The organism is Mycobacterium sp. PTI7, assembly GCF_056679845.1.
The window spans coordinates 32730-58775 of the sequence record NZ_CM155252.1 but is presented as its reverse complement, the minus strand read 5'-3'; the positions used below and the strand labels follow the sequence as shown (position 1 = coordinate 58775).

23 protein-coding genes are annotated in these 26046 nt (G+C 69.6%); 13 read left to right on the top strand and 10 right to left on the bottom strand.

Annotation, left to right across the window (positions count from 1 at the left end; all coding sequences use genetic code 11):
- Position 1 precedes the first annotated feature (1 nt).
- From AC1MEY_RS00255 to AC1MEY_RS00220, 8 genes are all read right to left on the bottom strand, one after another.
- Entirely contained in the window at positions 2–2080 is a 2079-nt protein-coding gene (locus AC1MEY_RS00255) for a lipocalin family protein (protein ID WP_480228777.1), read from the bottom strand.
- Between the two features lie 66 nt (positions 2081–2146).
- A complete protein-coding gene (locus AC1MEY_RS00250; protein WP_480228776.1) occupies positions 2147–2896 on the bottom strand; it encodes a methyltransferase domain-containing protein in 750 nt (249 codons plus the stop codon).
- Between the two features lie 12 nt (positions 2897–2908).
- The gene (locus AC1MEY_RS00245; protein ID WP_480228775.1) at positions 2909–3991 is read right to left on the bottom strand and encodes an ABC transporter ATP-binding protein; all 1083 of its coding nucleotides are present in this window, start codon (positions 3989–3991) and stop codon (positions 2909–2911) included.
- A gap of 187 nt (positions 3992–4178) precedes the next feature.
- Positions 4179–4565 carry a 50S ribosomal protein L7/L12 gene (gene rplL / locus AC1MEY_RS00240; protein WP_480228774.1) on the bottom strand — a complete coding sequence of 129 codons (387 nt, stop codon included), beginning with the start codon at positions 4563–4565 and terminating at the stop codon, positions 4179–4181.
- Between the two features lie 48 nt (positions 4566–4613).
- The gene (gene rplJ / locus AC1MEY_RS00235; protein ID WP_480228773.1) at positions 4614–5153 is read right to left on the bottom strand and encodes a 50S ribosomal protein L10; all 540 of its coding nucleotides are present in this window, start codon (positions 5151–5153) and stop codon (positions 4614–4616) included.
- A gap of 227 nt (positions 5154–5380) precedes the next feature.
- Complete coding sequence (locus AC1MEY_RS00230; RefSeq protein WP_480228772.1) at positions 5381–6337, bottom strand: ROK family protein; 957 nt, start codon at positions 6335–6337, stop codon at positions 5381–5383.
- A gap of 2 nt (positions 6338–6339) precedes the next feature.
- A complete protein-coding gene (locus AC1MEY_RS00225) occupies positions 6340–6951 on the bottom strand; it encodes a DUF7158 domain-containing protein (RefSeq protein ID WP_480228771.1) in 612 nt (203 codons plus the stop codon).
- Positions 6948–11156 carry a glycoside hydrolase family 38 N-terminal domain-containing protein gene (locus AC1MEY_RS00220; RefSeq protein WP_480228770.1) on the bottom strand — a complete coding sequence of 1403 codons (4209 nt, stop codon included), beginning with the start codon at positions 11154–11156 and terminating at the stop codon, positions 6948–6950. The genes AC1MEY_RS00225 and AC1MEY_RS00220 overlap by 4 nt, the downstream gene beginning before the upstream one ends.
- A 253-nt stretch (positions 11157–11409) precedes the next feature.
- Here AC1MEY_RS00220 and AC1MEY_RS00215 point away from each other — a divergent pair, with 253 nt between their 5' ends.
- Complete coding sequence (locus tag AC1MEY_RS00215) at positions 11410–11535, top strand: hypothetical protein (RefSeq protein ID WP_480228769.1); 126 nt, start codon at positions 11410–11412, stop codon at positions 11533–11535.
- On the opposite strand, the gene AC1MEY_RS00210 is transcribed toward AC1MEY_RS00215, so the two are convergent.
- On the bottom strand, positions 11532–12485 hold the full coding sequence (locus tag AC1MEY_RS00210) for a helix-turn-helix transcriptional regulator (RefSeq protein WP_480228768.1): 954 nt from the start codon (positions 12483–12485) through the stop codon (positions 11532–11534). The genes AC1MEY_RS00215 and AC1MEY_RS00210 overlap by 4 nt on opposite strands.
- A gap of 61 nt (positions 12486–12546) precedes the next feature.
- Between AC1MEY_RS00210 and AC1MEY_RS00205 the strand changes: the two genes are divergently transcribed.
- The 3 genes from AC1MEY_RS00205 to AC1MEY_RS00195 are packed head-to-tail and all read left to right on the top strand — an operon-like array spanning position 12547 to position 14621.
- Complete coding sequence (locus AC1MEY_RS00205) at positions 12547–13074, top strand: DinB family protein (protein ID WP_480228767.1); 528 nt, start codon at positions 12547–12549, stop codon at positions 13072–13074.
- 1 nt (position 13075) lies between these two features.
- Entirely contained in the window at positions 13076–13681 is a 606-nt protein-coding gene (locus tag AC1MEY_RS00200; RefSeq protein WP_480228766.1) for a DinB family protein, read from the top strand.
- A 25-nt stretch (positions 13682–13706) separates the two neighbouring features.
- Positions 13707–14621: an alpha/beta fold hydrolase gene (locus AC1MEY_RS00195; protein ID WP_480228765.1), complete on the top strand. Its 915-nt coding sequence runs from the start codon at positions 13707–13709 to the stop codon at positions 14619–14621.
- Here AC1MEY_RS00195 and AC1MEY_RS00190 read toward each other — a convergent pair.
- Positions 14618–15214 carry a TetR/AcrR family transcriptional regulator gene (locus tag AC1MEY_RS00190; protein WP_480228764.1) on the bottom strand — a complete coding sequence of 199 codons (597 nt, stop codon included), beginning with the start codon at positions 15212–15214 and terminating at the stop codon, positions 14618–14620. The two genes, AC1MEY_RS00195 and AC1MEY_RS00190, sit on opposite strands and share 4 nt — an antisense overlap.
- 97 nt (positions 15215–15311) lie before the next feature.
- Here AC1MEY_RS00190 and AC1MEY_RS00185 point away from each other — a divergent pair, with 97 nt between their 5' ends.
- The 9 genes from AC1MEY_RS00185 to AC1MEY_RS00145 all read left to right on the top strand — a co-directional run bounded on the left by AC1MEY_RS00185 (position 15312) and on the right by AC1MEY_RS00145 (position 26018).
- Complete coding sequence (locus AC1MEY_RS00185; protein ID WP_480228763.1) at positions 15312–16310, top strand: oxygenase MpaB family protein; 999 nt, start codon at positions 15312–15314, stop codon at positions 16308–16310.
- 147 nt (positions 16311–16457) lie between these two features.
- Positions 16458–17816, top strand: coding sequence for an ABC1 kinase family protein (locus tag AC1MEY_RS00180; RefSeq protein ID WP_480228762.1), 1359 nt, complete (start codon positions 16458–16460; stop codon positions 17814–17816).
- Positions 17817–17820: 4 nt separating this feature from the next.
- Complete coding sequence (locus tag AC1MEY_RS00175) at positions 17821–18729, top strand: alpha/beta fold hydrolase (protein WP_480228761.1); 909 nt, start codon at positions 17821–17823, stop codon at positions 18727–18729.
- A gap of 121 nt (positions 18730–18850) precedes the next feature.
- Positions 18851–19729 (top strand): cyclopropane mycolic acid synthase family methyltransferase, encoded by an 879-nt coding sequence (locus tag AC1MEY_RS00170; protein ID WP_480228760.1) that lies wholly within the window; start codon positions 18851–18853, stop codon positions 19727–19729.
- A gap of 118 nt (positions 19730–19847) precedes the next feature.
- Complete coding sequence (locus AC1MEY_RS00165; RefSeq protein ID WP_480228759.1) at positions 19848–20723, top strand: cyclopropane mycolic acid synthase family methyltransferase; 876 nt, start codon at positions 19848–19850, stop codon at positions 20721–20723.
- 159 nt (positions 20724–20882) lie between these two features.
- A complete protein-coding gene (locus AC1MEY_RS00160) occupies positions 20883–21779 on the top strand; it encodes a cyclopropane mycolic acid synthase family methyltransferase (RefSeq protein WP_480228758.1) in 897 nt (298 codons plus the stop codon).
- Between the two features lie 231 nt (positions 21780–22010).
- Positions 22011–22493, top strand: a complete 483-nt coding sequence (locus AC1MEY_RS00155; RefSeq protein ID WP_480228757.1) for a hypothetical protein — start codon at positions 22011–22013, stop codon at positions 22491–22493.
- 98 nt (positions 22494–22591) lie between these two features.
- On the top strand, positions 22592–24400 hold the full coding sequence (locus AC1MEY_RS00150) for a DUF4012 domain-containing protein (protein WP_480228756.1): 1809 nt from the start codon (positions 22592–22594) through the stop codon (positions 24398–24400).
- A gap of 148 nt (positions 24401–24548) precedes the next feature.
- Positions 24549–26018 (top strand): tyrosine-protein kinase domain-containing protein, encoded by a 1470-nt coding sequence (locus AC1MEY_RS00145; RefSeq protein WP_480228755.1) that lies wholly within the window; start codon positions 24549–24551, stop codon positions 26016–26018.
- Positions 26019–26046: the final 28 nt, after the last annotated feature.

Genomic DNA, 26046 nt, shown 5'->3' with positions numbered 1-26046 from the left:
GTCAGACCGACACCGGGGTCTGGGCCGTGGCGTACTGGCGGGTGCGGAACAGCAGCGCCGTGTTGACGCCCTTGACGGAGGCCCGGTCCAGCAGCTCCTGGTACAGGGCGTCGCTGACCGTCGGGGTGCGACTGAGCAGGAAGCCGGTGGCACGGCGGGGATCGGTGACCACCGCCCAGCTGTAGTCGGGCGCGAGGTCGACGATCGAGTAGTTGCCCGGCGGGGTCGCCGACGCCGGCCCGAAGAACGCGACGTTCAGCGCGTTGTTGGTCGCGTCGACGGGAAGCGCGGTGCCGACGATGCGCGACTGCGGTCCGTTGTCGAAGAAGTAGTTGCCGGAGTTCTCGACCCGGATCGACTTGTCGTCGTTCAGGCTGTAGACGGCTGTCGTGTTCACCAGACCCAGCGAGAAGAACTGCCGGATGCTGCCCACCTCGTACCAGGTGCCGAGGTACCGGTTCAGGTTCACGGTCGGCAGCGGTCCGAGCACGACGCCGGCGGTCTGACCCAGCACGACGTACTGGCCGGGGGCGCCGTAGGTGCCTTCGGCGGCGTCGTCGGCGGGTCCGAGACCGGCGTACATGTCGTTGATCCAGCCATTGGCCAGCGTGTACACCGCCTGGGTGTTGCCGGGCGGCGACGGCTTGATCAGGAGCTGACTGACGAAGTCGATGAGCGGTGATCCGCCGATCAGGGAGTCGACGTGCGAGCCGTTGGCGAGCACGGTCCCGACGAACCGGCCGGGCCGCAGGGCCACCAGGTCGGCGGTGGTCTGGCCGTTGGCGTTCCACGACTGCGGGGGTGCCGCCACCTGGTACACCGGGGCGCCGAGGCGGTCCAGGCTGGCGAGTGCGTTCGCGAAGGTGCCGTTCGAGGAGACGCCGTCGTACATGACGACCCCGCGCAGCCCGTTGGCGCCGGACCCGAGGAGGTCGGCGTAGTAGCCGCCTGCCGCGGTCGCGAGACCGCCGCCCGCGGAGTGACCGGTGAGGACGAACTGGTCCGGCAGCACGCCGTGGTAGCCGGCGGCCAGGGCGCTCGCCGTCAACGACGTCCGGTTCGGATCGAGGAACAGCCCGGCGACGCCCTGCGCCATCGGGACTGCGCTCAGGGTGCAGCCGCCGCAGGTGAAGAAGCCGAAGGACGGGATGTTCGGCACGACCACGATGCTGTTGGTGCGCTGGGCGATGTCGGCGGCCAGCGCGGAGTACCAGAAGTTGGAACCCAGGAAGCCGTGCTGCAGCAGCGTGACGCCCTGCGCGCGGACGACGCCGTCGGCCTGGGTGGGGAAGTACCAGTCGGCCGCGCCGGTGTAGGTCGAGCCGCCGACCGGGATCGCCACGCTCGAGCTGCCGACCTTGACGCCGGTCACCCCGGTGTTCTGCGACGTGCCCGGGACGGGGACGGCCGGTATGCCGTCGACGTAGACGGGAGCCGGCGGAAGGGTGGGCATCAGGCCGAACGGCGACAGCAGGCTGATCAGGATGGTCGCGATCGGTCCCGGGGTGGGACGGACGGCCGCGACGAAGGCGGGCGCGGCGAGGCTGCGTGACGCGGCGGGCTCGACCAGCTGGGCGGCGGGCGCAGCGGCCTCGGGCGCCGGCTCCTCGACCACCACGGGGGTGACCTCGGGCTCGGTGGCCGTCGGCTCGGTCATCTCCGGCTCAGCGGCTGGGGTCGGCTTGGGCTCGATGGTCTCGGGCTCGGTCGCCTCGGGTTCCACGGTCTGGGTCGGCTTGGGCTCGGTGGCCTCGGTCTCGTCCCGGCGGACGGTCACCGTGGACGCAGTCACCGTGCTCGCCGGCTGCCCCGCCTTGGTGGCGGACCCAGCCGCGTCTTCGCCGCGGTCGGAGTCCGTGGCGATCGTCGACGCGTCGACGGTCGCGGACGGCGGGTCGGTTGGGGTCGGTGCGTCCTGCGTACTCGCGGATGACGGGGACGACTCGGACGACGACTGCGTGCCGCCGTCGGACGAGTCGGTGTCGGCGGCGGCGGCGGCGACGCCACTGCCGGCCCCCAGCGAGATGCAGGCGCCCGCGGCGAGAATCCACAGCGCGCGCAGCGCCGTCGTCGAGGTCACCGCCGGACCCTAACCCGGCCACGGCCCCCGCGGACGCCAATTGTCACCGGCGTAAGAAATCAGACATCAGCGCGCCGGACGCCGCCCGCTGACCGTCTGCGACGCGGCGGTGACCCGGCACGTGACGTCCTCCAGGCCGGCGCCGCGCATCACGTCGGTGATCTCGTCGACGTCGAACAGCCGCAGCGGTGCGATCCGCGATGCCGCGACCTCGAGCTGACGTACCGGCGCGGGTCCGCGCGCGCACGTCGTCAGCACCGCGATCCGTCCGCCCGGCTTCAGGACGCGCAGCATCTCGCGCAGCGAGCCGAACGGATCGTCCATCAGGTACAGCGCGCCGTAGCAGCTGACGGCGTCGAAACTGCCGTCGGCGAACGGCAATTCGGCTCCGTCGCCGCGGACGTAGGCGAGCGGGGTGCCGGACGGGGTGTCGCGGACGGCCTGGGCGAGCATCGTCGCCGCACTGTCGATGCCGACCACCAGGCCGTCGGCACCGACGTCGGCGACCAGGCTGCGCGTGGTGTTGCCGGGCCCACAGGCGACGTCGAGCACCACGTCGCCGGGCGTGATGGCGAGCAGGCGACGCTTCAGTCGGTCCTCGTCGGCGGTGTTGCGCAGCGTGAAGCCGAAGAACAGCACGGGGCGCCACAGGCGTTCGTAGATGCGCGGCAGCAGCGTCGAGTTCATGACGCGCTGAGCGGTCGACTGCGGGACCTGATCGCGGCCCATCACGTCGAGGTAGCCGTCGACCGGGGTGGCGGGCGACGTCAGCAGCGCACGGACGCGCGTCAGGGCCGCCGATTCGGCGTCGGCCATGTCAGCGGTTGGCTAGGCCTCGCGCTGGACGGGGATGGAGGCGGTCGGCGCCTCGTCCTCCTGGCGGTGCCGCGTGGTGGTGACGGTGTCGGACGACCCGTTCGACGGACGCTGGTTGGTCCCGTCGAGGTCGGCGCGGATCGCCTCCTGCGCAGCCGGCGGCAGGGTGTGCATGATGTCGCGCACGCGGGCCTGACGACGACCGACGGCCTTGCGCTCCGGCATGCCGGGGGTGGCCTGCACCTGCGGCGGCACGCCCTCGATCTCCTCCATGCCACCGTCGTGGTGACCGGCGTCGGCGAGGGCCTGCTCCTCGGCCATCGTCGACTCGTCCTTCTCCTCGGACATGCCGATGGGGCCGATGCGGCGACCGTTGAGGAACTGCTTGACCACCGGCTCGTCGGAGGTCAGCAGCACCTCGCGCGGGCCGAACATCACCAGGTGCCTGCGGAACAGCATGCCCATGTTGTCGGGCACGGTGCGGGCGATGTTGATGTTGTGCGTGACGATGAGGATCGTGCAGTCGATCTGGGCGTTGATGTCGATCAACAGCTGCGACAGATAGGCCGTACGAACGGGGTCCAGACCGGAGTCGGGCTCGTCGCAGAGGATGATCTTGGGGTCCAGCACCAGCGAGCGGGCCAGGCCGGCGCGCTTGCGCATACCGCCGGAGATCTCGCCGGGGAACTTGGTCTCGTCACCGGTCAGACCGACGAGGTCCAACTTCTCCATGACGATCTGACGGATCTCGGATTCCTTCTTCTTCGTGTGCTCACGAAGCGGGAACGCCGTGTTGTCGTAGAGGCTCATCGAGCCGAACAGCGCGCCGTCCTGGAACATGACGCCGAAGAGGGTGCGGATCTCGTAGAGCTCCTTGGCGGAGCACTCGATGATGTTGGTGCCGTCGACGATGATCTTGCCGCGCTCGGGGCGCAGCAGACCGATCAGGGACTTCAGGAACACGGACTTGCCGGTACCGGACGGACCCAGGAGAACGCTCACTTCACCCGCGGGGATGTCGAACGTGACATCTTCCCAGATTCGCTGGGACCCGAAGGACTTGGTGAGCCCCTCAACCTGAATACCGATGCCCACGCGTGCGATCCTTCCGCCAAATACCTGCACCACACGGCACCTGCCTGTGGCTTGAGTCACTGTAGCCTACGGGCCAAGCCGCTGACACTTTTCCGTCGCCCTCGTCGAACCGTCCCCCCGAACACGACTGTGGGGCCGATCCGTTTGCCGGATCGACCCCACAGAGCGGTGCTTCAGTGCTGCGGAACTACTTGACGGTGACCGATGCGCCGGCGGCCTCGAGCTTGGCCTTGGCGTCCTCGGCGGCGTCCTTGTTGACCTTCTCGAGCAGTGCCTTGGGGGCGCTGTCGACCAGATCCTTGGCTTCCTTGAGGCCCAGGCCGGAGACGATCTCGCGGACGACCTTGATGACGCCGATCTTCTTCTCGCCGGCACCCTCGAGGATGACGTCGAACTCCGACTGCTCCTCGGCGGCCTCGGCGGGCGCACCGGCGGGGCCGGCGGCTGCGACGGCCATGGGGGCGGCCGCGGTGACGTCGAAGGTCTCCTCGAACTGCTTCACGAACTCGGAGAGCTCGAGCAGGGTCATTTCCTTGAAGGCGTCGAGCAATTCATCGGTGCTGAGCTTGGCCATGTGAATGGTCCTTCCTTACTTGTGTGGTGCTTGTGTTGGTGTGGGTGATTACTCGGCGGGGGCGGATGATTCCGACCCGGCCTTCTTCTCTTGCAGAGCTGCGGCCAGACGGGCGATCTGGGACGCGGGCGCCACGAACAGCGCCGCGGCCTGGGACTGCTTGCCCTTCATGGCACCGGCCAGCTTGGACAGCAGCACCTCGCGCGACTCGAGATCGGCGATGCGATTGACCTCGTCGACGGAGAGCGCACGGCCCTCCATGTAGCCGCCCTTGATGACCAGGGCCTTGTGGTCCTTCGCGAACTTCTTGATCGCCTTGGCGGCGTCGACCGGCTCGCCGGAGATGAACGCGATCGCGGTCGGTCCAGTGAACAGTTCGTCGAGGCCGTCGACTCCGGCCTCGTTCGCCGCCCGCTTGACCAAGGTGTTCTTGGCGACGGTGTAGGTCGCAGTACTTCCCAGCGACCTGCGCAGCTCGGCAAGGTTGGCAACCGTCAGGCCGCGGTACTCGGTGACGACGGTGGCCGTCGCCTCCTTGAACTGGTCGGCGATGTCGGCGACCGCGGCGGCCTTTTCAGCGTTGGCCATGCTTGCCTCCTCGTGATTGATGGACGCCCACCGAGGGCGCGGACACGAGGGGTCGAGGGGCCGGGAAAGAAGAAGCGCCCCGACACAGACAGGTCGGGGCGCACGTGTTCACGTCTACCTCGTCCTCCTGCGTGGGCCGCCCGGATCGATCCCGGACATTTCAACCGATTTCTCGGTGACCTACGGTCTTCGGTGGAACCTGGTCAGAGTAGCGGATCGGCGGCCCGTCAGCCAAAACGCGCGAGTGCTGCGGCGCCGACGAGGCCCGCGTCGCCCCCGAGGTCGGCGGTCACCACCCGGAGATCCCGGATGAAGGACAGCCCGGCGTAGGTGCGGAGTGCCTCGTGCAGCGGGTCGAACAGCAGCGGACCAGACTTGGCCACCCCGCCGCCGATGACCACCAGGTCGAGGTCGCACACCGCGGCGACCGACGCGATCATCGCCGCGACGGCCGTGCCCCCGCGCCGGAACGCCCGCAGCGCGACGGGGTCGCCGGCATTGGCGGCGTCGGCGAGTTCCTTGGCGTCGGCCTCGGGCGGGGCGTCCCACCCGTTGTCGCGGGCCCACCGTGCGAGGTGGGGGCCCGATGCGACGGTCTCGGCGCAGCCGCGGCCTCCGCACGTGCAGGGTCCGCCGTCGGGGTCGACGACGACGTGCCCGACGTGGCCGGCGTTGCCGGTTCGGCCGTCGTAGGGCGCGCCGTCGAGGACCAGTCCCCCGCCGATGCCGGTCGACACGACCATTCCGAGCAGGAACTCCGCGCCGACGGCCGCGCCGCGCCACCGCTCGCCGAGCGCCATGCAGAGTCCGTCGCCGCCGAGCCGGACGGGGACTGCGGTGATGGCGCGTACCCGCTCGACGATCGGGAACGCGTTCCACGCCGTGATGTTGATGGGGCTGACGGTGCCGCCCGGCAGGTCGATGGGTCCGGCCGACGAGATCCCGACGGCGTCGATCTCGCCGTCGGCCTCGCGCAGTGCGTCGGAGATCAGGGCCTCCGTGACGGCCCACACCGCGTCGGCGTCGGTGTCGGGCGTGGGCTGCTGGGCGCGGTGGACGAGCGTGCCGTCGGCGTCGACGAGGCCGACGGCGATCTTGGTGCCGCCGACGTCGATGGCGAGTGTCCGGCGGGCAGTCCGCGCAAGCGCGGCTCCAGCGGAGCGACCTGGGGACGAATCGAGCATCATCAGTGCCTGTGGGTGTTGTCGGGTTGGCGGGGGTCGCCGGGGTGTTCGTAGCCGGGCGCGAGGTCGACGAGGTCGGCCCGTCGGGCGTCGAGCCACAACCGGAAGGCGCGGCGCCGGGCGGACGCGAGCAGGTGCGCGGCGATCGCGGGACGCACGGCGTCGAGGGTCGGCGGAGGTGCGGGCCGGTGCCAGCCGCCGGCGACGGTGACCGGCGTGGTGAAGCGCAGGGGATTGCGGGCGTGGTATCCGTCGATCTCGTCGTCGGACACGCGGACGTCGGCGGTCGCGTGCAGGAACACGTTGCGCGCCAGTGGGTCTCGCAGGACCGATGCCGCGACGCTGCCGATCTCGAGGCGAGCCGCGTTGTCGGGCAGCAGCTCGTCCTCGGTGGGTGCGCCGGCGGCGTCCAGGGCGAGTGCCGCGGCCTCCTGCGCGACGACGCGTTCGGTGACGAGCAGCTGGGTCAGCCAGCGGCGCAGCTGCCGTCCCTCGCTGGTGCCCGGCCGGGGCAGCGCCGACGCGAGCACGGACGCCCGCAGCTCGGCCTCCCGCCGGTCCACCTCGGCCGTCGACACCGGCGCGCCCGCGACGGTGGCCACCACGTCGCTCATCGCACCGTCACCTTCACCGCGGGCGTGTAGATCAGGTGGCCCGCGCAGGCGACGCGAACCAGCGCCCACCACTCGCCGGGTTCCACCCAGGCGGGCGGCGACACGTCGAACACCAGCTCCGCGCTACCCCGTGCGGGCAGTTCGGCGCCGACGGCGGCGGGTCCGATCCACTCCCAGGTGCCCCACGGGCTGATCAGATGCGCCTCGAGTGAGAGGTCGGCGCCAGCGTCGGTGGCAACGGTGACGCGCAACGACGCGGACTCGCCCGCGGCGACGTCGACGGGTGCGGGTTCGCCTGTCAGCCGCAGCATCTCGTCGGACGTCTCGCCGACGGTGACGACGCAGACGTCCTCGACCGTCTGACGCCACGACGCGGGGATGTCGTCGTTGCCGGTCACGCAGAGTTCGGCGCGCACCGGGTAGTGGCCGGGCGGGGTGTCGGCGGGCATGTCGATGGTGACGGCGGCCTCGAGGTGGTCGCCGGCGGGCAACAGGAACGGCAGCTCGTCGGGGGATGCGGTCCAGCCGGGCGGGCACACCACGCGGACCCGGCCGTGCAGCGTCGCGTCGGTGCAGTCGCTCGCGGCGGTGAGGCGCAGGTCGATGGGCGCGCCGGGCGATGCGGCGAGGCGGTGCGGGTGCAGGTACGCGACGGCGGGCAGCCCGCCCATCGGTGCGGGGCCGCGGTTGTGCAACCAGTACCGCGCGTAGAGCGGTTGCGCCACTTCGCTGTCCGGTCCCAGGGCGTCGGGCATCGAGTCCGAGATGGGCGGCAGGTTGAGCGTCGCCCGTACGGTCGCGATCCCGTAACCGTGCAGGCGCTCGCCGTCGGTGGCGTCGGTGGGCTGCTCGATCAGGTCGAGTCGTTCGGTGAGCGGTATCGACCGCAGGCCCGACCGCAGCCGGACATCCGTCGCGCGGCCGTGGGTCTCGACCAGCCGGATCGCGATGCCGTCGGCGGCCTCGCGGTGGGCGGCGCTGCCGTGGGCAATCGCGTTGCCCGCGACCTTGCACGCGCCGAGCGCCACCCGGCCCGCCGGTTCGGCCTCGAGCAGCGATCCCAAGGGCGGCAGCCCACTGCCACCCTGGTGTCCGCGGGGGACGCCGAGCAGCGGTTGTGAGTACTCCGCGCTGCGGGCGGGCAGGTCGGCGTCGCGCCAGTCGCCGCCGGCGGCGATCAGCGCGTAGTCGAACGCGTGTGTCCAGTGCTGGAGTTGGAAGTTGGAGCCGTCGGGTGCGGTGCGACGCGGCGGGTCGATCCAGGTGCCGGAGGGCCAGCCGGTGCAGGACCGCATCAGGGAGGTGTGCAGCGTCCCGTCGGGGTCCACCGAGAAGCTGGGGACGCCGCGGTTGAGCACGGCGACGGTGCGGGCGTCGAAGTCGCCGATGCCGTGCGGCGCGGTCTGCTCGACGTCGATCACGGCGTCGCCGAGGTCCGCGACGACGGGCGCGACGGCGGTGTCGACGTCGCGGCCCGCGAGGATCAGGACCGGCAGCGCCCGCACGTCGCGCAGGTCGGCGTCGGGCACCCACCGTTCCGCGAGCGTGCGGTCCGCCGGGATCCACACGCGCGCAACGCCGTTCGCCCCGACCTGGCGTTCGACCTCCTCGGCGTATGCCGGATCGGCCGCGGCCAGCACGGCGGCGGTGAACGCGTTGACGTCCGGTCCCCCGACGGCGATCCGGGCGTCGGGCAGGTTGGAGTCGACGGCGAGGTGGCCGTAGCGCGGCCGGTCGGCGCTCGAGCAGGTCGCCGTGACGCCGGCACGGACCAGTGCGACGGCGAGGTCGCGCACCGCGGGCGACGCGTCCTCCCCCGGCGGCGTCACCACCTCGGCGACGGAGATGGCGCGGACGGCGCCGCAATTCCCATCCCCGGGTCGCTGCGCTCCTGCCCGCCGGACCCGGACCCGTACCGCCGACGACGAGCCGAACCACCCGTACGCGGGGTTGTCCAGGGTGTGCGGGTATACGGCGGTGTCGACGGCGTGGCTGTGGTCGCCGTCGTGCAGCAGTCCGAAGCCGCGGCCGATCACGGCGTCGCCGACCTCGCTGACGGGCATGGCGCCCGGGATGGGGCAGGGCCAGCGCAAGCGCAGCAGCCTGTCCTCGCCGGTGAACTCGTCGACGACGGTGCGGCAGTCCACCCGGTCGATGCCGTGCCACAGGGTCACCGTCTGCGTGTAGGCGAACAGTCCGTCGATGCGGCCGCGGACGGTGAGCCGCTCGCCCAGCGCGGACCGTTCGGCGGTGACCTCGGCGGGATGCTCCGACGAGCACGTCACCGGGCCCTTGGGCAGCAGGTGCCACGGTCCCTCGCCGGCCTCGGGGTGGGCGGGGTATTCGTCGTAGACGGCGAGTTCGTTGCCCACCCGGCCGTCGGCGATGAGTTCGCGACCGGTCGCCCGAAGCGACGTGACGCCGCCGCCGCGCGCGGGGTCGACGCCGATCCGGTAGTGCTCGTTGCCGATCGCGTTGCCGGGCAACGGCTCCCAGGACGCCGGCTCGCCGGCGGCCAGTCGGTAGGCGCGCCATCCCATCGACGGCACGTCGCGGGCGAGCCAGCTGACGGTGTGCCCGCCGTGTTCGATCAGGGTCGGCAGTTGGGCTCCGTCCGTGTCGTGGACGGTGCCGGTGAACGCGTCGTCGAGGTGGACGGTGACGACGTCGGTACGGTTGTGCAGCAACGGGTTCCACACGACGACGTCACCGTCGACGGCGCCCGACAGCACGCCGAGGGCGTTGTCGCGGCTGGTCCGTCCCAGCTCCCACGCGTCGCGCCACCCGGTGAGCAGGTCGAGGTACACCTGGTCGGACTCCGAGCCCGTGATGGCGTCGTGGTGGGCGCCGTAGGCGAGTTGCACCCACGCCTTGGCGAGCGCGGCGTGCGGGTAGTGCGCACCGGCGAGCAGGCCCGCGAACACCGAGAAGCGCTCCGCTTCGAGCACCGCGTTCTCGGCGGCGCGGTTGGCCTGTTTCGTGTCGACGTACGAGACGTCCTTGCCCGTGTAGATCGGGTTCATGTCCCGGGTCTGCGGTGCGGGCGCGGCGCCGCGCTCGTCGAGTTCGGTGCGGACAGCGGTGAAAAACTCGCTCGGCAGTGCGCAGACGAACCGCGGCCACGTGTAGCGGGCGTTCCAGTCGCGGTGGATCTCGGTGACCCACTTGTTGGGCGGCGTGTAGTCGGTCCCGACGGGCAGCAGCACGTTGCGGGTCAGCGCGACCTTCTTCAGGCCGGCGAACAGGTCGTAGGTGGCGGCCTCGGCCTCGGCGAGCGACGCGGCGGAGTCCATCCACCAGCCCGCCGCGTAGTGCGCGGGCATGTAGTGGGTCAGCAGCCCGCGTCCCGACGGCGCGGTCCACTCGAACTCGCTGGCGAACTGCATGCGCTCGGGGTCGCCGTCGCCCGCCATCGGGCCCCACTGGTGGTGCGGGCCGCGCGCCCACGAACTGGACGTCAGGCCGGCGTCGGCGGCCATGCCGGGGAACTGCGGGTCGTGGCCGAACACGTCGAGCTGCCAGGCCGTCGCCGGCGCCGCGCCCATCACGTCGCGCTGAAAGCCGATGCCGTGCACGAAGTTCCGGATCGCCGTCTCGGGGCTGGTGAGGTTGGTGTTCGGCTCGTTGTAGGTGCCGCCCATCACCTCGACGCGGCCCTCGGAGATCAGGCGGCGCAGGTCGTCGCGGTCGGCGGGCACCGCGTCCCAGTACGGCTTGAGGTAGTCGACCTCGGCGAGCACGAACTTGTAGGCGGGTTCGCGGCGGGCCATCTCGAGGTGCGCGGCCACCAGGTCGAAGCCGTTGGTCTGGCGGCAGCGGCCGGGCGGGTCCTCGGTCCAGACGCTGGTGTAGGCGGCCTGGGTGTTCCACCAGACGGGGTCGTAGTGGAAGTGGCTGATCATGTGCATCGTCCAGCCGGGTTCGGCGTCGACGAAGGTGAACTCGGCTGCCGTCTCGCCGGCCACGAGTCGCGCGGCACGTGCGCGTCCCGGGGTGGGATCGGTCACGGTCACCGGAAGCTCGAGCACGCCCGCGCCGGTGACGACGTCGCCCGACACGGCGAGGCCGTCGCCCTCCAGCCGGACCTCGGAGACGTCGACGCCGTCGGGCACGTGGACGCGGACCACCTGCCGCACCGCGTCCGCCGGCCCCACGAACAGCTCGGTCGACTCCGCGGAGAATCGTTGGGCGGCTTCGTCGACCATGACCGCACTGTACGTTCGCCGCCCCTCCCCCGCTGCCACTCCGGCCCATCCCCACCCCTTCCCGCGAGCAGACGTGAACTCCCCTGTTCCACCACCGACGAGGGGAGTTGACGTCTGCTCGCGGGAAGAAGGTGAGAAGAGGTGGGGGGCTGTTGGGCGGCAGTTCATTTCACCGCCAGCCGACGTGCCCCCGCGCCCACGTGCCGGGTCGTCGAAAATCTGTCACAGTGGAGTCACTGTGAACGACTACGACATGACACCCCGACCGGCGCCCCGGCGTCGCGATCCGCTGTCGCTCGGCTTCGAGGCGCACCGCGGACTGCTGTTGCTGCGCCTGCGGCTGCGCACCGCCGCGCACGCCCGCCGCCACCGCCCCTAACGCACCGCGCGGGCCAAGCGTTCGGCGACCGTCGCCACCGCGGCGGCCACCTCGTCCGGTTCCAGCACCTCGAAGTCCACGCCGGGCATGGCCAGCCACGGCACCATCCGCATCGGATCGCTGGCGCCGGTGGTGACGATGCAGGCGTCCGGCCCGTCGGCCTCGATCTCGACCGAGGCCGCGGAGAACACGCCGGCGATCACGTCCATCGGCGCGAGGTACCGGATCCGCGCGACATACGGGTAGGCCGACGAGCTGATCGACCGGCGCACGTAGGTGGCGGCGTCGGGTGCCTCCCGCGGCCGGAAGGTGGTGCCCACGGCGCGGACGTCGGCCATCCGGTCCAGGCGCAGGCTGCGCCAGTCCTGCTTGTCGCGGTCGTAGGCCATCAGGTACCAGCGCCGTCCGGTGGTCACCAGCTGGTACGGCTCGAGCCGCCGGTCGGTGCGGTTGCCGCGGACGTCGACGTAGACGGTGGTCACGTGTTCGTGGTCGCGGCTGGCCCGCGCGAGCGTCATCAGCACGTCGGGTTCGACGGGCGTGTCCTGCCCGCCGGACGTCAGCGTGACGGTGGCGTCGTGCACCGCCGACACCTGTGAGCGCAGCCGTGCCGGCATCACCTGGTCGAGCTTGGACAGCGCGCGCAGCGCCGACTCCCCCACGCCCGCGACGCTGCCACCGGCGGCGACCCGCAGACAGACGGCCATCGCGACGGCCTCCTCCGGGTCGAGCAGCAGCGGCGGCAGTGCCGCGCCCGCCCCCAGTTGATAGCCGCCGCCGTGGCCCTTGCTGGCGTGCACGGGATAGCCGAGGTCGCGGAGCCGGTCGACGTCGCGGCGCACGCTGCGGCCGGTCACGCCGAGCCGGTCGGCGAGTTCCTGCCCCGACCACACCCGGCGGGACTGCAGCAGACCGAGCAGCTGCAGCACCCGGCTCGTCGTTTCGGACATGTCCACAGTCTCGCGCACTCTTAGGACAGAAACAGTCCTAAGCGGGTGCGAGGGTTGTCCCATGACCAAAGACCGCTCGGCGCACCTCGCCGAACAGCTCGACTTCCACTGGCGGGGCGCGCTGCGGCCGCGCCTCGACGGCCTCACCGACGAGGAGTACTTCTTCGAGCCGGTGCCGGACTGCTGGACCGTCCACGAGGACGGCGGCATCGACTTCGCGTACCCGGAGCCGACGCCGCCACCGTTCACCACCATCGCGTGGCGGCTGGCGCACGTGATCGTCGGCGTGCTGGCGGTGCGGGTCCACTCGCACTTCGGCGGCCCGCCCGCCGACTACGCGACGTGGGACTACGCCACCGACGCCGCGACGGCGCTGCGCCAACTCGACGACGCGTACGCGGGCTGGTCCGCCGGCGTCCGCAGCCTCGACGACGCCGACCTCGCCAAGCCGGTCGGCCCGGCCGAGGGTCCGTGGGCCGAGGAGTCGATGTCGACGCTCGTCCTGCACATCAACCGCGAAGTGATCCACCATGGAGCCGAGATCGCCCTGCTCCGTGACCTGTACGCCCACACCCCGAAGGGACACTGAGATGCCTGCCATGCCGCCACCCATCGCCGACGAGCGCGAGGGCCTCGTGGAGTACGTCGCCGCCCAGCAGTACGCGTTCCACGCGCTCGCGTTCGGCCTCACCGACGAGCAGGCGCGCAGTGCGCCGTCGGTGAGCGCCCTGTCCATCGGTGGCCTGATCAAACACGTCACCAACTGCCAGCGCAGCTGGATGGAGCGCGTCTCCTCAGCCCCCGACCTCACCCCGGGTGACCAGCGGCCGATGGACGAGCAGAGCGCCGACTACGGCTCCGAATTCGTCATGCGCGACGACGAGACCCTCGCCGGCGTCCTGGCCGCGTTCGACACGCAGAACGCCGAGACCATCCGGTTGATCCGGACGACGGATCTGTCTGCCGCCGTGCCGGTTCCGCCCGGCGTGCCGTGGTTCCCGAAGGACATCGGGGCCTGGTCGGTGCGCTGGGTGATCTTCCACATGATCGAGGAACTGGCGCGGCACGCCGGTCAGGGCGACATCGTCCGCGAGACCATCGACGGCGCCACGCTGTACGAACTGCTGGCGGGTCTGGAGGATTGGGAGCCGACGCCGTGGCTGACGCCGTGGGGCAAGCAGCCCGTCTCCGGGTAGGACCGGCGGCGGGTAGAAAGGTCTGATGCTCGTCCGGACCGGCACCGCCCGCTGTGGAGACCCGGCCGATCCCGTCGACCTCTTCTACGAGGACCTCGGCGATCCGGACGGGCCTCCGGTCGTCCTCGTCATGGGCGTCGGCGCACAGCTGCCGATGTGGCCGGACGGGTTCTGTGACCTGTTGGTGCGCCGCGGTTTTCGGGTCATCCGGTTCGATCACCGCGACATCGGCCTGTCGACCAAGTTCAGCGGGCGCCGGGCCGACGGATCGGTGTACGCCCGCGTCGCCCGGTACGTGGTGGGCCGCACCAGCCCGGTGCCGTACACGCTGGTCGACATGGCCGAGGACGTCCGCGGCCTGCTCGACCACCTCGAGATCGACGCCGCGCACGTGGTCGGCGCGTCGATGGGCGGGATGATCTCGCAGATCCTCGCGGGCACCCATCCGGAGCGGGTCCGCTCACTCGGACTGGTGATGACCAGTCCGAGCACGGCGTTCTCGTCGCTGCCGCGCTGGCGCGTCATCCGGCTGGCATTCGACGCGCCGGGCCGTGACGCCCCGCGCGAGGCCAAGGTCGCCACCGAGGTGCGCAACATCGCGATCATCAACGGACCGAACTTTCTGCCCACCGACGAGCAGCTGCGCCACCGCGTCGAGAGCCTGACCGCGCGCAGTGATTACCCGCAGGGCAGCCTCCGCCAGTTCGACGCGATCCTGGGCACCGGCAGCCTGGTCCGTTACGCCAGGCGAATCACCGCACCGACGGTGATCGTGCACGGGTCGAAGGATCCGATGGTGCGAATCCGCAACGGGCGCAACCTCGCCCGCATCATCGACGGGGCGCGCTTCGTGGTCGTGGACGACATGGGACACGACCTGCCCGCGCCGGTGTGGCGGCCGGTGACCGAGGCGCTCGCGGAGAACTTCGCAGCCGGCTAGTCGAGGATGCGGGTCAGCGCGTGGTCGACCACCACGTCGACGTCGTCGCCGAGCCGGCCCGCGAGCCACTGCTGGACCAGTTCGCTCATCGCGCCGGTGAACAGCGCCGCACCGACACGCGCCGAGACGGGATCGACGTCGGGATGCAGGCGCGCGTCCTCGTCGACGACGAGCTGGAAGAGCACGGCCTGGGTGGCCGACCGCCGCTCGGCGAGGACGGCGTTCGCGGGGGCGTCGGTGAACAGCAGCCGCCCTCGTCGCTGATCGGCAGAACTGAACGTCAGCACCGCGGCCATGCCGGCCCGCGACTTGCCGCGCGGCGTCCCGTCCGACGCCTCGACGGCGGCCTCGACGGCCTCTCCGAGCCCCTGCACGGTTTGGTCGTAGACCGCCCCGAGTAGTTCGTGGACGTCGGCGAAGCTCTCGTAGAAGTAGCGGGTGTTCAGTTCGCAGGCGCGGCACACCGAGCGCACCGACACCGCGCCCTCGCCGCCGTCGCCGAACAGTGAGAACGCCGCGGCGATGAGGAGCGCCCGCCGCTCCGTGCGGCGGTCCGGCAGCGGCACCCCCGCCCACCTCGTCGGACTCGACATGCGGCCAGCGTACGGCGACCCGGACGATTTCTGGCTACACACGTAGCCACTTCGTTGGTAAAGTGACAACAACCGTAGCCAGAATTGGGGAAACGCCATGTTGTTGCCGCACCAGATGGTCGAGCAGTCACTGCAGGGCCACTTCGACCGCACCGTCCGGAGGAACTACTTCCGCGGCATGGAGTTCGGCGGCCCCGAGGGCGACCCGGGCTGGTTCGGCCCCGGCAGCGCGACGTGGCACGTCCACTCCCACATGCCGTCGCTCATCTTCGGGCTACAGTGCGCGGCCTACCTCGAGCGCCTCGACCCGTCGATCTACTGGATGGGCGTCCACCACTCCCGCCTGGTCGAGCAGTCCGATGATCCGGCCGCTCCGCCGCGCATCGACCCGAAGGGCCTGGCCGTCCGCCTCGGCCATTCGATCGCGTTCTTCATCGGCACCGCGTACGGGTCCACCGACACCGCGGAGCGCCTGGCACAGACGGTGCGCGCGATGCACCACACCATCAAGGGCGTCCGGCCCGACGGCGCCCGCTACGACGCCGACGACCCCGACTGGCTGCGCTGGAACTACGCGACGGTGGTTTGGGGTCTGGCGACCGCCCACGAGATGTATCACCCGCGCCCGCTGCGGGGCCGCAAACTCGACCGCTACTACGGCGAGTTCGTCCGCGTCGGCCACGCGCTCGGCGGCACCGACCTGCCGACGACGAAGGCCGAGACGCACGACTGCCTGAAGTCCTACCTGCCGAAGCTGGCGCTGACCCACGGCGCGGCGATGTCGACCGGCCACCACCTGCCGCTGCCGGAGAGCGTCGTCGACTGGGCCATCCGCGACACCATGCCGACCTGGGCCATGCAGCTGATCGGGCACCGCTCGCCCAACGTCGTCGAGCGCACCGCCCGGCGCGCGGGCGTGTGGGCCGTCATCAACGGCCTGCACACCGCGGCGGGACCCATCCCCGAGTTCCGCCAGGCGCAGGCCCGGGTCGCCGGAGGGATCGACCCGGACCTCGCGCCGCACACGCTGCCGGGCTACGTGCTGGGCAGCGACCCGGTGCGCAGCCGCGACCAGGTGGAGCACGAGTTCGCCTGACGTTTGCGGCGCCGACCGCACGCTTGTTGAACACATCGGCCGGGTAGACCCGACAACAAGCGTGCGCTCGGCACCAGCGAAACCACCAGGTGTGACCTGGTGCACACGAATTTTCCGCCTCTTCGACAGTTTTGAGACACTGCAGTCATGACAACGACGAAGCACCGCGAGGGAGCGAAGCTGGACCGGGTGCCCCTGCCCGTCGAGGCTGCCCGCGTCGGCGCCACCGGGTGGCAGCTCACCCGCACCGGCGCGCGGGTCGTCACCAACCTGGTCGGCCGCGGTTCCCTACAGCAGAAGATCGTGAAGCAGATCCCCCAGACGTTCGCCGATCTGGGACCGACGTACGTGAAGCTGGGCCAGATCATCGCCTCGAGCCCCGGCGCCTTCGGGGAGGGCCTGAGCCGCGAGTTCCGCAGCCTGCTCGACCGCGTGCCGCCGGCCAAGAAGGACCAGGTGCACGCGCTGTTCAAGGAGGAGCTGGGCGACGATCCGGCGAACCTCTTCAAGCACTTCGACGACGAGCCGTTCGCGTCGGCGTCGATCGCGCAGGTGCACTACGCGACGCTGCACTCCGGCGAGGAGGTCGTGGTCAAGATCCAGCGGCCGGGCATCCGCCGCCGGGTGGCCGCCGACCTCCAGATCCTCAAGCGCGGCGCCCGGTTGGTCGAACTGGCGAAGATCGGGCAGCGGCTCTCCGCGCAGGACGTGGTGGCCGACTTCGCCGACAACCTCGCCGAGGAGCTGGACTTCCGGCTCGAGGCGCAGTCGATGGACGCCTGGGTCGCCCACATGCACGCGTCGCCGCTGGGCGAGAACATCCGCGTGGCGCAGGTGTATTGGAATCTGACAAGTGAGCGCGTGCTCACGATGGAGCGCATCCAGGGCACCCGCATCGACGACGTCGCGACCATCCGCAGGAAGGGCTTCAACGGCACGGAACTGGTGAAGGCGTTGCTGTTCAGCGTCTTCGAGGGCGGTCTGCGCCACGGCCTGTTCCACGGCGACCTGCACGCCGGCAACCTCTACGTCGACGACGACGGCAAGATCGTCTTCTTCGACTTCGGCATCATGGGTCGCGTCGATCCCCGAACTCGTTGGCTGCTGCGCGAACTCGTCTACGCGCTGCTGGTCAAGAAGGATCACGCCGCGGCGGGCAAGATCGTCGTGCTGATGGGCGCGGTGGGCACCATGAAGCCCGAGGCGGAGGCCGCCAGGGACCTCGAGAAGTTCGCGACCCCGCTGACCACGAAGTCGCTGGGCGACCTGGGCTACGCCGAGATCGGCAAGCAGCTCTCGGCGCTCGCCGACGCCTACGACGTGAAGCTGCCGCGCGAGCTGGTGCTGATCGGTAAGCAGTTCCTCTACGTGGAGCGCTACATGAAGCTGCTCGCGCCGTCGTGGCAGATGATGAGCGACCCGCAGCTCACCGGCTACTTCGCCAACTTCATGGTCGACGTGAGTCGCGAGCACAAGGAACACGATCCCGACGAGTTGGAGGTCTGAGCGCGTGGACATCCGTGAGGGCGATGCCCCGGCCACCCAGGGCCTGACGATCCACTACGAGGACATGGGCGACGAGAACGATCCCGCCGTCCTGCTGATCATGGGACTCGGTGCGCAGCTGGTCTTCTGGCGCGACGAGTTCTGTCAGAAGCTGGTCGACGACGGGTTGCGCGTCATCCGCTTCGACAACCGCGACGTCGGCCTGTCCGGCCGGGTCGACGGTCGGCGCACCCGGGGCTCGCAGGTGGGCAACATGGTGCGGTCGTTCCTGGGCGTGCGCAGCCCGTCGGTGTACCGGCTGGAGAACATGGCCGACGACGCCGCCGCGGTGCTCGACCACCTCGGAATCGACCGGGCGCACGTCGTCGGCGCGTCGATGGGCGGCATGATCGCGCAGGTGTTAGCTGCGCGGCACGCCAACCGGACGCGGGGCCTCGGCATCATCTTCTCGTCGAACAACCAGCCGTGCCTGCCGCCGCCCGGGCCGCAGCAGTTGCTGGCGGTCGTCACGGGCCCGTCGCCGGACTCGCCGCGCGACGTCATCATCGAGAACTCGATCAGGGTCACCCGGATCATCGGCAGCCCCGGCTACCCGGCGAGCGACGACCGGCTGCGGGCCGACGCGATCGCGTTCTACGACCGGGCGCACTACCCGCAGGGCATCGCGCGGCAGTTCAACGCGATCACCGGCAGCGGCAGCCTGCTGCACTACGACCGCCAGATCACCGCGCCGACCGTGGTCATCCACGGCAAGGCCGACAAGCTGATGCGTCCGTCGGGCGGCAAGGCCATCGCCAAGGCCATCCCGAATGCCCGGCTGGTGCTGTTCGACGGCATGGGTCACGAGCTGCCGGAACCGCTGTGGGACCCGATCGTCGCCGAACTCCGCAAGACGTTCGCCGAAGCCGGCTGAAATCCAGGAATTAGTGGCGGTCAGGGGCTCGGCGTAGAGTCACCGGGGACCGCAGCAGGGGCTCTGACGGGTCATCGCCGATCCTCCCGGCCCACTGAACTGCCAGAAAGGCACCAGGGACATGACCAAGAGCACCCGTAAGGGCGGCCTGAAGCCGCATTTCGAAGACGTACAGGCACATTACGACCTGTCGGACGACTTCTTCCGGCTTTTCCTCGATCCGAGCCAGACCTACAGCTGCGCGTACTTCGAGCGCGACGACATGACGCTCGAAGAGGCGCAGCTCGCGAAGGTCGACCTGGCGTTGGGCAAGCTGGGCCTCGAGCCGGGCATGACGCTCCTCGACGTCGGCTGCGGCTGGGGTTCGACCATGCTGCGTGCGATCGAGAAGTACGACGTCAACGTCATCGGTCTGACGCTCAGCGAGAACCAGAAGGCGTACGTGGAGCAGGTCTTCGCGGAGTCCGACAGCCCCCGCTCCAAGCAGGTCCTGCTGCAGGGCTGGGAGCAGTTCGACCAGCCCGTCGACCGCATCGTGTCGATCGGTGCGTTCGAGCACTTCGGCCGTGACCGCTGGGACGACTTCTTCGCGATGGCCTACAAGTCGCTGCCCGACGACGGCGTGATGCTGCTGCACACCATCACCGCGCTCACGCTGCCCCAGATGACCGCTGCCGGGTTGCCACTGACGATCAACATCGCGAAGTTCGTCAAGTTCATCCTCACCGAGATCTTCCCCGGCGGGTACCTGCCGACCACCGAGCTGGCCGGCGAGCACGCGGAGAAGGCCGGGTTCACGCTCACCCGCACCCAGTCGCTGCAGCAGCACTACGCCCGCACCCTCGACACCTGGTCAGCGGCGCTCGAGGCCCACCGCGACGAGGCCATCGCGATCCAGTCCGAAGAGGTCTACGACCGCTACATGCACTACCTCACGGGCTGCGCCCAGGGGTTCAGGGACGGGTACATCGACGTCTGCCAGTTCACACTCGTCAAGTAGCCGCGATGCGGGTGAGCAACCGCCTCTTGGGTAGCCTGACCCCCAACGCACCGATGATCGATCCGGATCCCCCAGCCTCCTGGGGTGTCGGTGCCAGAACGGAAGGCGGTGTCCACCCATGACCGACTTGACGCCCCACTTTGCCGACGTCCAGACGCATTACGACCTGTCTGACGACTTCTACCGGCTGTTCCTCGACCCGACGCAGACGTACAGCTGCGCGTACTTCGAGCGCGACGACATGACGCTCGAGGAAGCCCAGCTCGCGAAGATCGACCTGTCGCTCGGCAAGCTCGACCTGCAACCCGGGATGACGTTGCTCGACGTCGGCTGCGGGTGGGGCGCGACACTGCTCCGGGCGGCGGAGAAGTACGACGTGAACGTCGTCGGCCTCACGCTGTCGGAGAACCAGTTCACGCACGTCCAGGCCCGTTTCGACGCCGCGGCGGGGGCCCGCACCAAGCGGGTCCTGCTGCAGGGCTGGGAGCAGTTCGACGAGCCCGTCGACCGCATCGTGTCGATCGGGGCGTTCGAGCACTTCGGCGCCGACCGGTGGGTGCCGTTCTTCGAGATGGCCCACCGCGTGCTGCCCGACGACGGCGTGATGCTGCTGCACTCCATCACGCGGCTGATGATGGACGAGGTCAAGGCACGCGGGATCCCGCTGAGCATGGACGTCGCCCGCTTCACGCTGTTCATCGCCCGGGAAATCTTCCCCGGCGGCCAGCTCCCCTCCATCGAGGACGCCGAGCGGCACGCGTCAGACGCCGGCTTCGCCGTGACGCGCGTGCAGTCATTGCAGCTGCACTACGCGCGCACGCTCGACCTGTGGGCCGAGGCGCTGGAGGCGCGCCGGGACGAAGCGATCGCCATCCAGTCCGTCGAGGTGTACGACCGGTACATGAAGTACCTCGTCGGGTGCGCCGACATGTTCCGCAGGGGCTACATCGACGTCAACCAGTTCACGTGCGTGAAGCAGCCGTCACACCAGTAACTGGACGTCACGCGAATTAGGGCTGAACACCGGGCGCGACTATCGTATGGCGCTAGTTGCGCATCACTAGGGGTTCCGACCCGTAGGGTGCGAGCACAGCGAGATTCACAAGTGTTCGGTCGCGTTTGCGGCTGCCACCAGGAAGGCCAGTAGGAACTCATGCCCGAAAACTCAACCGGCATCAAGGACATGACGCCTCACTTCGAGGACATCCAGGCGCACTACGACCTGTCTGATGACTTCTTCGGCGTCTTCCAGGATCCGACCCGCAAGTACAGCTGCGCGTACTTCACCAGCCCCGAGGTCACGCTCTCCGAGGCACAGGTCGCGAACGTCGACCAGCACCTCGAGGCACTCGATCTGAAGCCGGGCATGACCCTGCTCGAGGTCGGCTGCGGCTGGGGCCTGACGCTGCAGCGCGCGATGGAGAAGTACGACGTCAACGTGATCGGTCTGACGCTGAGCAAGAACCAGCAGGCCTACTGCAACGAGATGCTGGGCAAGCTGGACAGCGACCGCAAGTTCGACGTGCGGCTGGAGGGCTGGGAGCAGTTCGGCAGCTCCGTCGACCGCATCGTGTCGATCGAGGCCTTCGAACACTTCGGCTTCGACCGCTACGACGACTTCTTCAAGATGTGCTACGACGTGATGCCCGACGACGGCCGGATGACCATCCAGAGCAGCGTCGGCTACCACCCCGACGACCTGCAGGCCCGCGGCAAGAAGCTGACCTTCGAGATGGCTCGCTTCATCAAGTTCATGATCACCGAGATCTTCCCGGGCGGGCGGCTGCCGTCCACCGACATGATGGTCGAGCGCGGCGAGAAGGCCGGATTCACGGTCCCGCAGACGCTGTCGCTGCGCAATCACTACATCAAGACCCTCGGCATCTGGGCCGGCCGCCTCGAGGCGCACAAGGACGAGGCCATCGCCGCGGCGGGCACCGAGAACTACGACCGGTACATGAAGTACCTGACCGGCGCTCAGTTCTACTTCGTCGACGAGTCCATCGACGTCAGCCTGGTGACCTACCTGAAGCCCGGCGCCACCGCCTGACCCTTCGTTCACACGAAACCCCCGCACTCGGCGAGTGCGGGGGTTTTGTTTGCTGGACGTACATGTACCACCCGTTGTTGCATCGTGCGGTCCCCAGCGGGTTAGAACGGCTCAGTTACCAGTTCTCACCCCCCGTGACCTGCAGTTTTGCTTATTGACGCGCATGTCGAACCATGCCAGACTTCGTTCTACTCTCAGGTTTTACTCAGGAGCTAGAGCTAGGGGAAGACAATGTCAACCGTTGTCGCCAAGGTCTCGAACATCACTACTAGGTTGCAGGTCGGCACGGCGGCAGTGGCCCTGACGGCGGCCGCGGTCATGACCCCGGCGGTCATCGCCCAGGCCGAACCCGGCGGCCTGGCACCCGTGCCGCAGGCCGTGGGCGCGTCGGCCTGGGACGACACCCCGTGGTTCATCGGGAACGACCCCGGCGCCGGCGCAGCAACAGGTTTCGCCGCACAGTCGCTCGTCCTCCCCCCGGCGGTGCAGTCGATCTTCCAGAACCGCCTCTTCTGGTTCGGCACCCCGAACCCCAACCCGCCCCCGGGTGGACAGGTCTTCACGTTCACCCCGTTGACGCTCATCCCCGGCTTCCTCCGCCCGCTCTACAGCTGGTTCACCCAGAACCTCAACTTCTCGGCGTGCATCCTCGGCGCCACGATCAACATTGGGCCGTACGGCGCCGTCGAAGGCCGACTCACTCAGGGCTGCTAGCGCAGAGGTCAGCGTCCAGCTGACCGCCGAGACACCCCAGTCAGCACCGTCGTGGTCACCTCGTGCAGTGCTGGCCGCTCGAGCACGGGAAGTCACGAGTGAACCCCTTCTCCCGCCGCAATTCCCCCTCCCCGGACGACGAGACCGAACGTCCCCCGGGTCGACGCACCGCCGCGTGGACCGCCCTCGTCGTCCTGTCGGTGCTCGTCGCATTCGGCGGCTGGCTGGGTTTCCGTGCCGCGCAGGCCAAGTCGAACCTCGAGGATGCCCGCACCAGCGCACAGCAGGCCAAGGACGCGCTGCTTCGTGGCGACACGGCCGACGCCGTCACGTTCGCCGACCGCGCGACGTCGCACGCCCGTACCGCCCGGGATGCGACGCACTCGGTGCCGTGGACGCTCGCCGCGGCGATACCGTGGCTCGGCAGCCCGCTGGACACCGGCCGCCGGATCTCCGACGTCGTGCTCGGCCTCGCCTCCGACGTGCTCGCGCCGGCCACGCGCACCGGCGCCGCACTGTCCCCGGAGTCGTTGTTCGAGGGCAACCGCCTCGACGTCGGGAAACTGCGCGCGCAGGAACCGGCGCTGAGCGACCTCGCGGCGGCGTCGGCCCGGCTCGATGCGGCCGCGGCGGCCATCGGACCGCCCGCCTACCTCTCCGCGATCGACGACGCCCGCACTCAGCTCCGAACGCAAACCGAGGACGTCGCAGCGCTTCTCGCGAACTCGTCGCTCGCATCCAAGCTCGCGCCGTCGATGATGGGTGCCGACGGTCCGCGCACCTACTTCATGGCGTTCCAGACCAACGCCGAGGCCCGCGGCACCGGTGGACTGCTCGGCGGCTTCGGGGTGCTCCGCTTCGACGACGGTGCGCCCGCGGTCGACGCGCTCAGCTCCAACCGGGAACTCGTACGAGCCTCCGGGCCGGTCGATCTCGGACAGGAGTTCACCGAGCAGTATGGCTTCACCAACCCGTTCGGTGACTTCCGCAACAGCAACCTGAGTTCGCACTTCCCCTATGCGGCGCGCATCTGGCAGTCGATGTGGGCCCAGGACTCCGGCATGACCGTCGACGGCGTCATCGCTCTCGACCCCGTCGCCCTGAGCTACATCTTGGCGGCCGTGGGCACCGTCACCATGCCCGACGGCGAGGTGGTCACCGACGACAACGTGGTCGAACTGACGGAATCGACTGCCTACGAGCGCTTTCCGGACGACCAGCTCGCGCGTAAACGCTACCTGCAGGACATCGCCAGCCAGGTCGTCGACAAGATGGCGGGCCCCATCGGATCACCCCGTGCCCTGCTCGACGCCCTCGGCAGGGCGGTGAGCGAACGCCGGCTCGCGGTGTGGAGTTCGGTGCCGGCCGAACAGGAGCTGCTCGAACGGACCCCACTCGCGCACGCCATCCCCGCCGACCCGGCGCCCTATGCCGAGGTGGTGATCAACAATCTCGGCGGCAACAAGATGGACTACTACCTCGACAGGGAGATCGAGTACGCCGCGGACGAATGCGCCGGCGAGACGCGCTCGTCGACGGTGACCGTCCGGCTGTCCAATGACACACCCGACGGCCCGCTGCCCGAGTTCGTCGCGGGCGCACCGGGCCTGCCCGCCGGCATGCCGACCACCTTTCCCAGCGGCACCAACCTCTCGTCGGTGAAACTGCTCGCGACCACCGGCGCCAGGCTCGTGGGTGCGCTCGCCGAGGGACAGAAGGTGGCGGTGCTGTCCAGCACCGAACGCGGACATCCGACCTTCGAGGTGCAGGTGGCCATCCCACCCGGCACGTCGGGCGAGGTGAGCTTCCACCTGTCGGAGCCGACGGCGCCGGGAGTCCCGCGCGTGCCCGTCCAGCCGTTGGTGGACAACGTGATTCCCGTGATTTCGGTACCAGAATGCGACTGATGGCGGACGTTGCGTCCGAAGTTCGAATCAAAGTCCGCTCATACCAGCGTTTTCCAGACATGACGCGTACTCCCGACAGTATGCTTCCGCGCATCGCGAGGTCGACTGGCCGCGCTGATACGGATGCATCAGCGGTGAAGGAGTGGCTGTGAAACTTCAAGACTTCGTGAAACTCATCCGTTCGCAATGGATCACCGTGTGCGCCGCGGTGCTCGTCGCGGTCAGCGGTGCGGTCGCGCTGACCCTGCTCACCACTCCGCTCTATCAGGCGTCCACCCGGCTCTACGTCTCCGCCGCTGGCGGCACGTCCGTCGCGGAGATGTACCAGGGCAACCGCCTGTCACAGGAACGCGTCATCTCCTACACCGAGCTGATCATGGGTGAGACGCTGGCGCAGCGCACCATCGACAAGCTCGGTCTCGACTTGACCCCGGAGGCATTGAGCGCCAACGTCAAGGCGAGCGCCAAGCCCGACACCGTCCTGGTGGACGTCGACGTCCTCGACCAGTCGGCGGTGCGGGCACGCGACATCGCCAACGCCCTCTCCGACGAATTCGTGGCGATGGTGCGGGAACTCGAGACGCCCGAGGACGGGTCACGGCCGGACGCCAAGGTGGTCGTCGAGCAGCGGGCGAAGATCCCCGCGTCTCCCACGTCGCCGAACATCACCCTGAACGTGCTCGCCGGCCTGGTCGTCGGGGTCCTGGCCGGGGTCGGTCTCGCCGTCCTCCGCGGCTCGCTCGACAAGACGGTGAAGAGTCGGCAGGTCCTCGAGGAGACCACCGGCGTCGGGCTCGTCGGCAACATCCCCACCAACCGCGACCGGCGGACCACACCGGCTATCTCGTTCGGCACCGACAACTCCGCCATCGCCGAGGCGTTCCGCAAGCTGCGGACCAACCTGCAGTTCCTCGCCGTGGACGATCCGCCACGCGTCATCGTCGTCACCAGTTCGGTGCCGAGCGAGGGCAAGTCGACCACGGCGATCAACATCGCGCTCGCACTGGCCGAGGCCGACCACAGCGTCGTGCTCGTCGACGGCGACATGCGCAGGCCCAAGCTGGACTCCTACCTCGACCTGGTCGGAAAGGTCGGCCTGAGTACCGTTCTCAGTGGCAGTGCGCCACTCTCCGAGGTGCTGCAGACCACCAAGTACCCGGGACTCACCGTCCTCACCTCCGGTGGTCGACCGCCCAACCCCAGCGAACTACTCGGGTCGATGGCGGCCAAGAAGGTCCTCGCGGAGCTGCGTTCGACGTTCGACTTCGTCATCGTCGACACCTCCCCGTTGCTCGCCGTGACGGACGCCGCAATACTCGCTGCGGCGTCGGACGGCGTCCTGGTGATGGCGCGGTTCGGTCAGACGACCCGCGATCAGCTCGAGCACGCCGTCGGGAGCCTGGAGGACGTGGGCGCCCGCCTGCTCGGGGCGGTGTTCACCATGACGCCCGAGCGCGGTGCCGGTTCGTACGGCTACCAGTACTACGGCGAGGACGCGGCGGAGTCGCCCGAGCAGGAGGCGCTCGCCGACGCTCCGGCCGAGGCATCCGACGACGCACCGGTCGTCACCGACGAACCGCAACCGGTGGGCAGGCATGGGAATGCGTCCGCCGTCTGAGGCCATCCGTCCGACTCGACGTCGGCCA

Bases quoted from the DNA above. Each gene is read 5' to 3' on its own strand.
- AC1MEY_RS00250 (WP_480228776.1), bottom strand. From the start codon at position 2,896: ATGGCCGACGCCGAATCGGCGGCCCTGACGCGCGTCCGTGCGCTGCTG.
- rplL (WP_480228774.1), bottom strand. From the start codon at position 4,565: ATGGCCAAGCTCAGCACCGATGAATTGCTCGACGCCTTCAAGGAAATG.
- rplJ (WP_480228773.1), bottom strand. From the start codon at position 5,153: ATGGCCAACGCTGAAAAGGCCGCCGCGGTCGCCGACATCGCCGACCAG.
- AC1MEY_RS00230 (WP_480228772.1), bottom strand. From the start codon at position 6,337: ATGCTCGATTCGTCCCCAGGTCGCTCCGCTGGAGCCGCGCTTGCGCGG.
- AC1MEY_RS00225 (WP_480228771.1), bottom strand. From the start codon at position 6,951: ATGAGCGACGTGGTGGCCACCGTCGCGGGCGCGCCGGTGTCGACGGCC.
- AC1MEY_RS00220 (WP_480228770.1), bottom strand. From the start codon at position 11,156: ATGGTCGACGAAGCCGCCCAACGATTCTCCGCGGAGTCGACCGAGCTG.
- AC1MEY_RS00215 (WP_480228769.1), top strand. From the start codon at position 11,410: ATGACACCCCGACCGGCGCCCCGGCGTCGCGATCCGCTGTCGCTCGGC.
- AC1MEY_RS00210 (WP_480228768.1), bottom strand. From the start codon at position 12,485: ATGTCCGAAACGACGAGCCGGGTGCTGCAGCTGCTCGGTCTGCTGCAG.
- AC1MEY_RS00205 (WP_480228767.1), top strand. From the start codon at position 12,547: ATGACCAAAGACCGCTCGGCGCACCTCGCCGAACAGCTCGACTTCCAC.
- AC1MEY_RS00200 (WP_480228766.1), top strand. From the start codon at position 13,076: ATGCCTGCCATGCCGCCACCCATCGCCGACGAGCGCGAGGGCCTCGTG.
- AC1MEY_RS00195 (WP_480228765.1), top strand. From the start codon at position 13,707: ATGCTCGTCCGGACCGGCACCGCCCGCTGTGGAGACCCGGCCGATCCC.
- AC1MEY_RS00190 (WP_480228764.1), bottom strand. From the start codon at position 15,214: ATGTCGAGTCCGACGAGGTGGGCGGGGGTGCCGCTGCCGGACCGCCGC.
- AC1MEY_RS00185 (WP_480228763.1), top strand. From the start codon at position 15,312: ATGTTGTTGCCGCACCAGATGGTCGAGCAGTCACTGCAGGGCCACTTC.
- AC1MEY_RS00180 (WP_480228762.1), top strand. From the start codon at position 16,458: ATGACAACGACGAAGCACCGCGAGGGAGCGAAGCTGGACCGGGTGCCC.
- AC1MEY_RS00170 (WP_480228760.1), top strand. From the start codon at position 18,851: ATGACCAAGAGCACCCGTAAGGGCGGCCTGAAGCCGCATTTCGAAGAC.
- AC1MEY_RS00165 (WP_480228759.1), top strand. From the start codon at position 19,848: ATGACCGACTTGACGCCCCACTTTGCCGACGTCCAGACGCATTACGAC.
- AC1MEY_RS00160 (WP_480228758.1), top strand. From the start codon at position 20,883: ATGCCCGAAAACTCAACCGGCATCAAGGACATGACGCCTCACTTCGAG.
- AC1MEY_RS00155 (WP_480228757.1), top strand. From the start codon at position 22,011: ATGTCAACCGTTGTCGCCAAGGTCTCGAACATCACTACTAGGTTGCAG.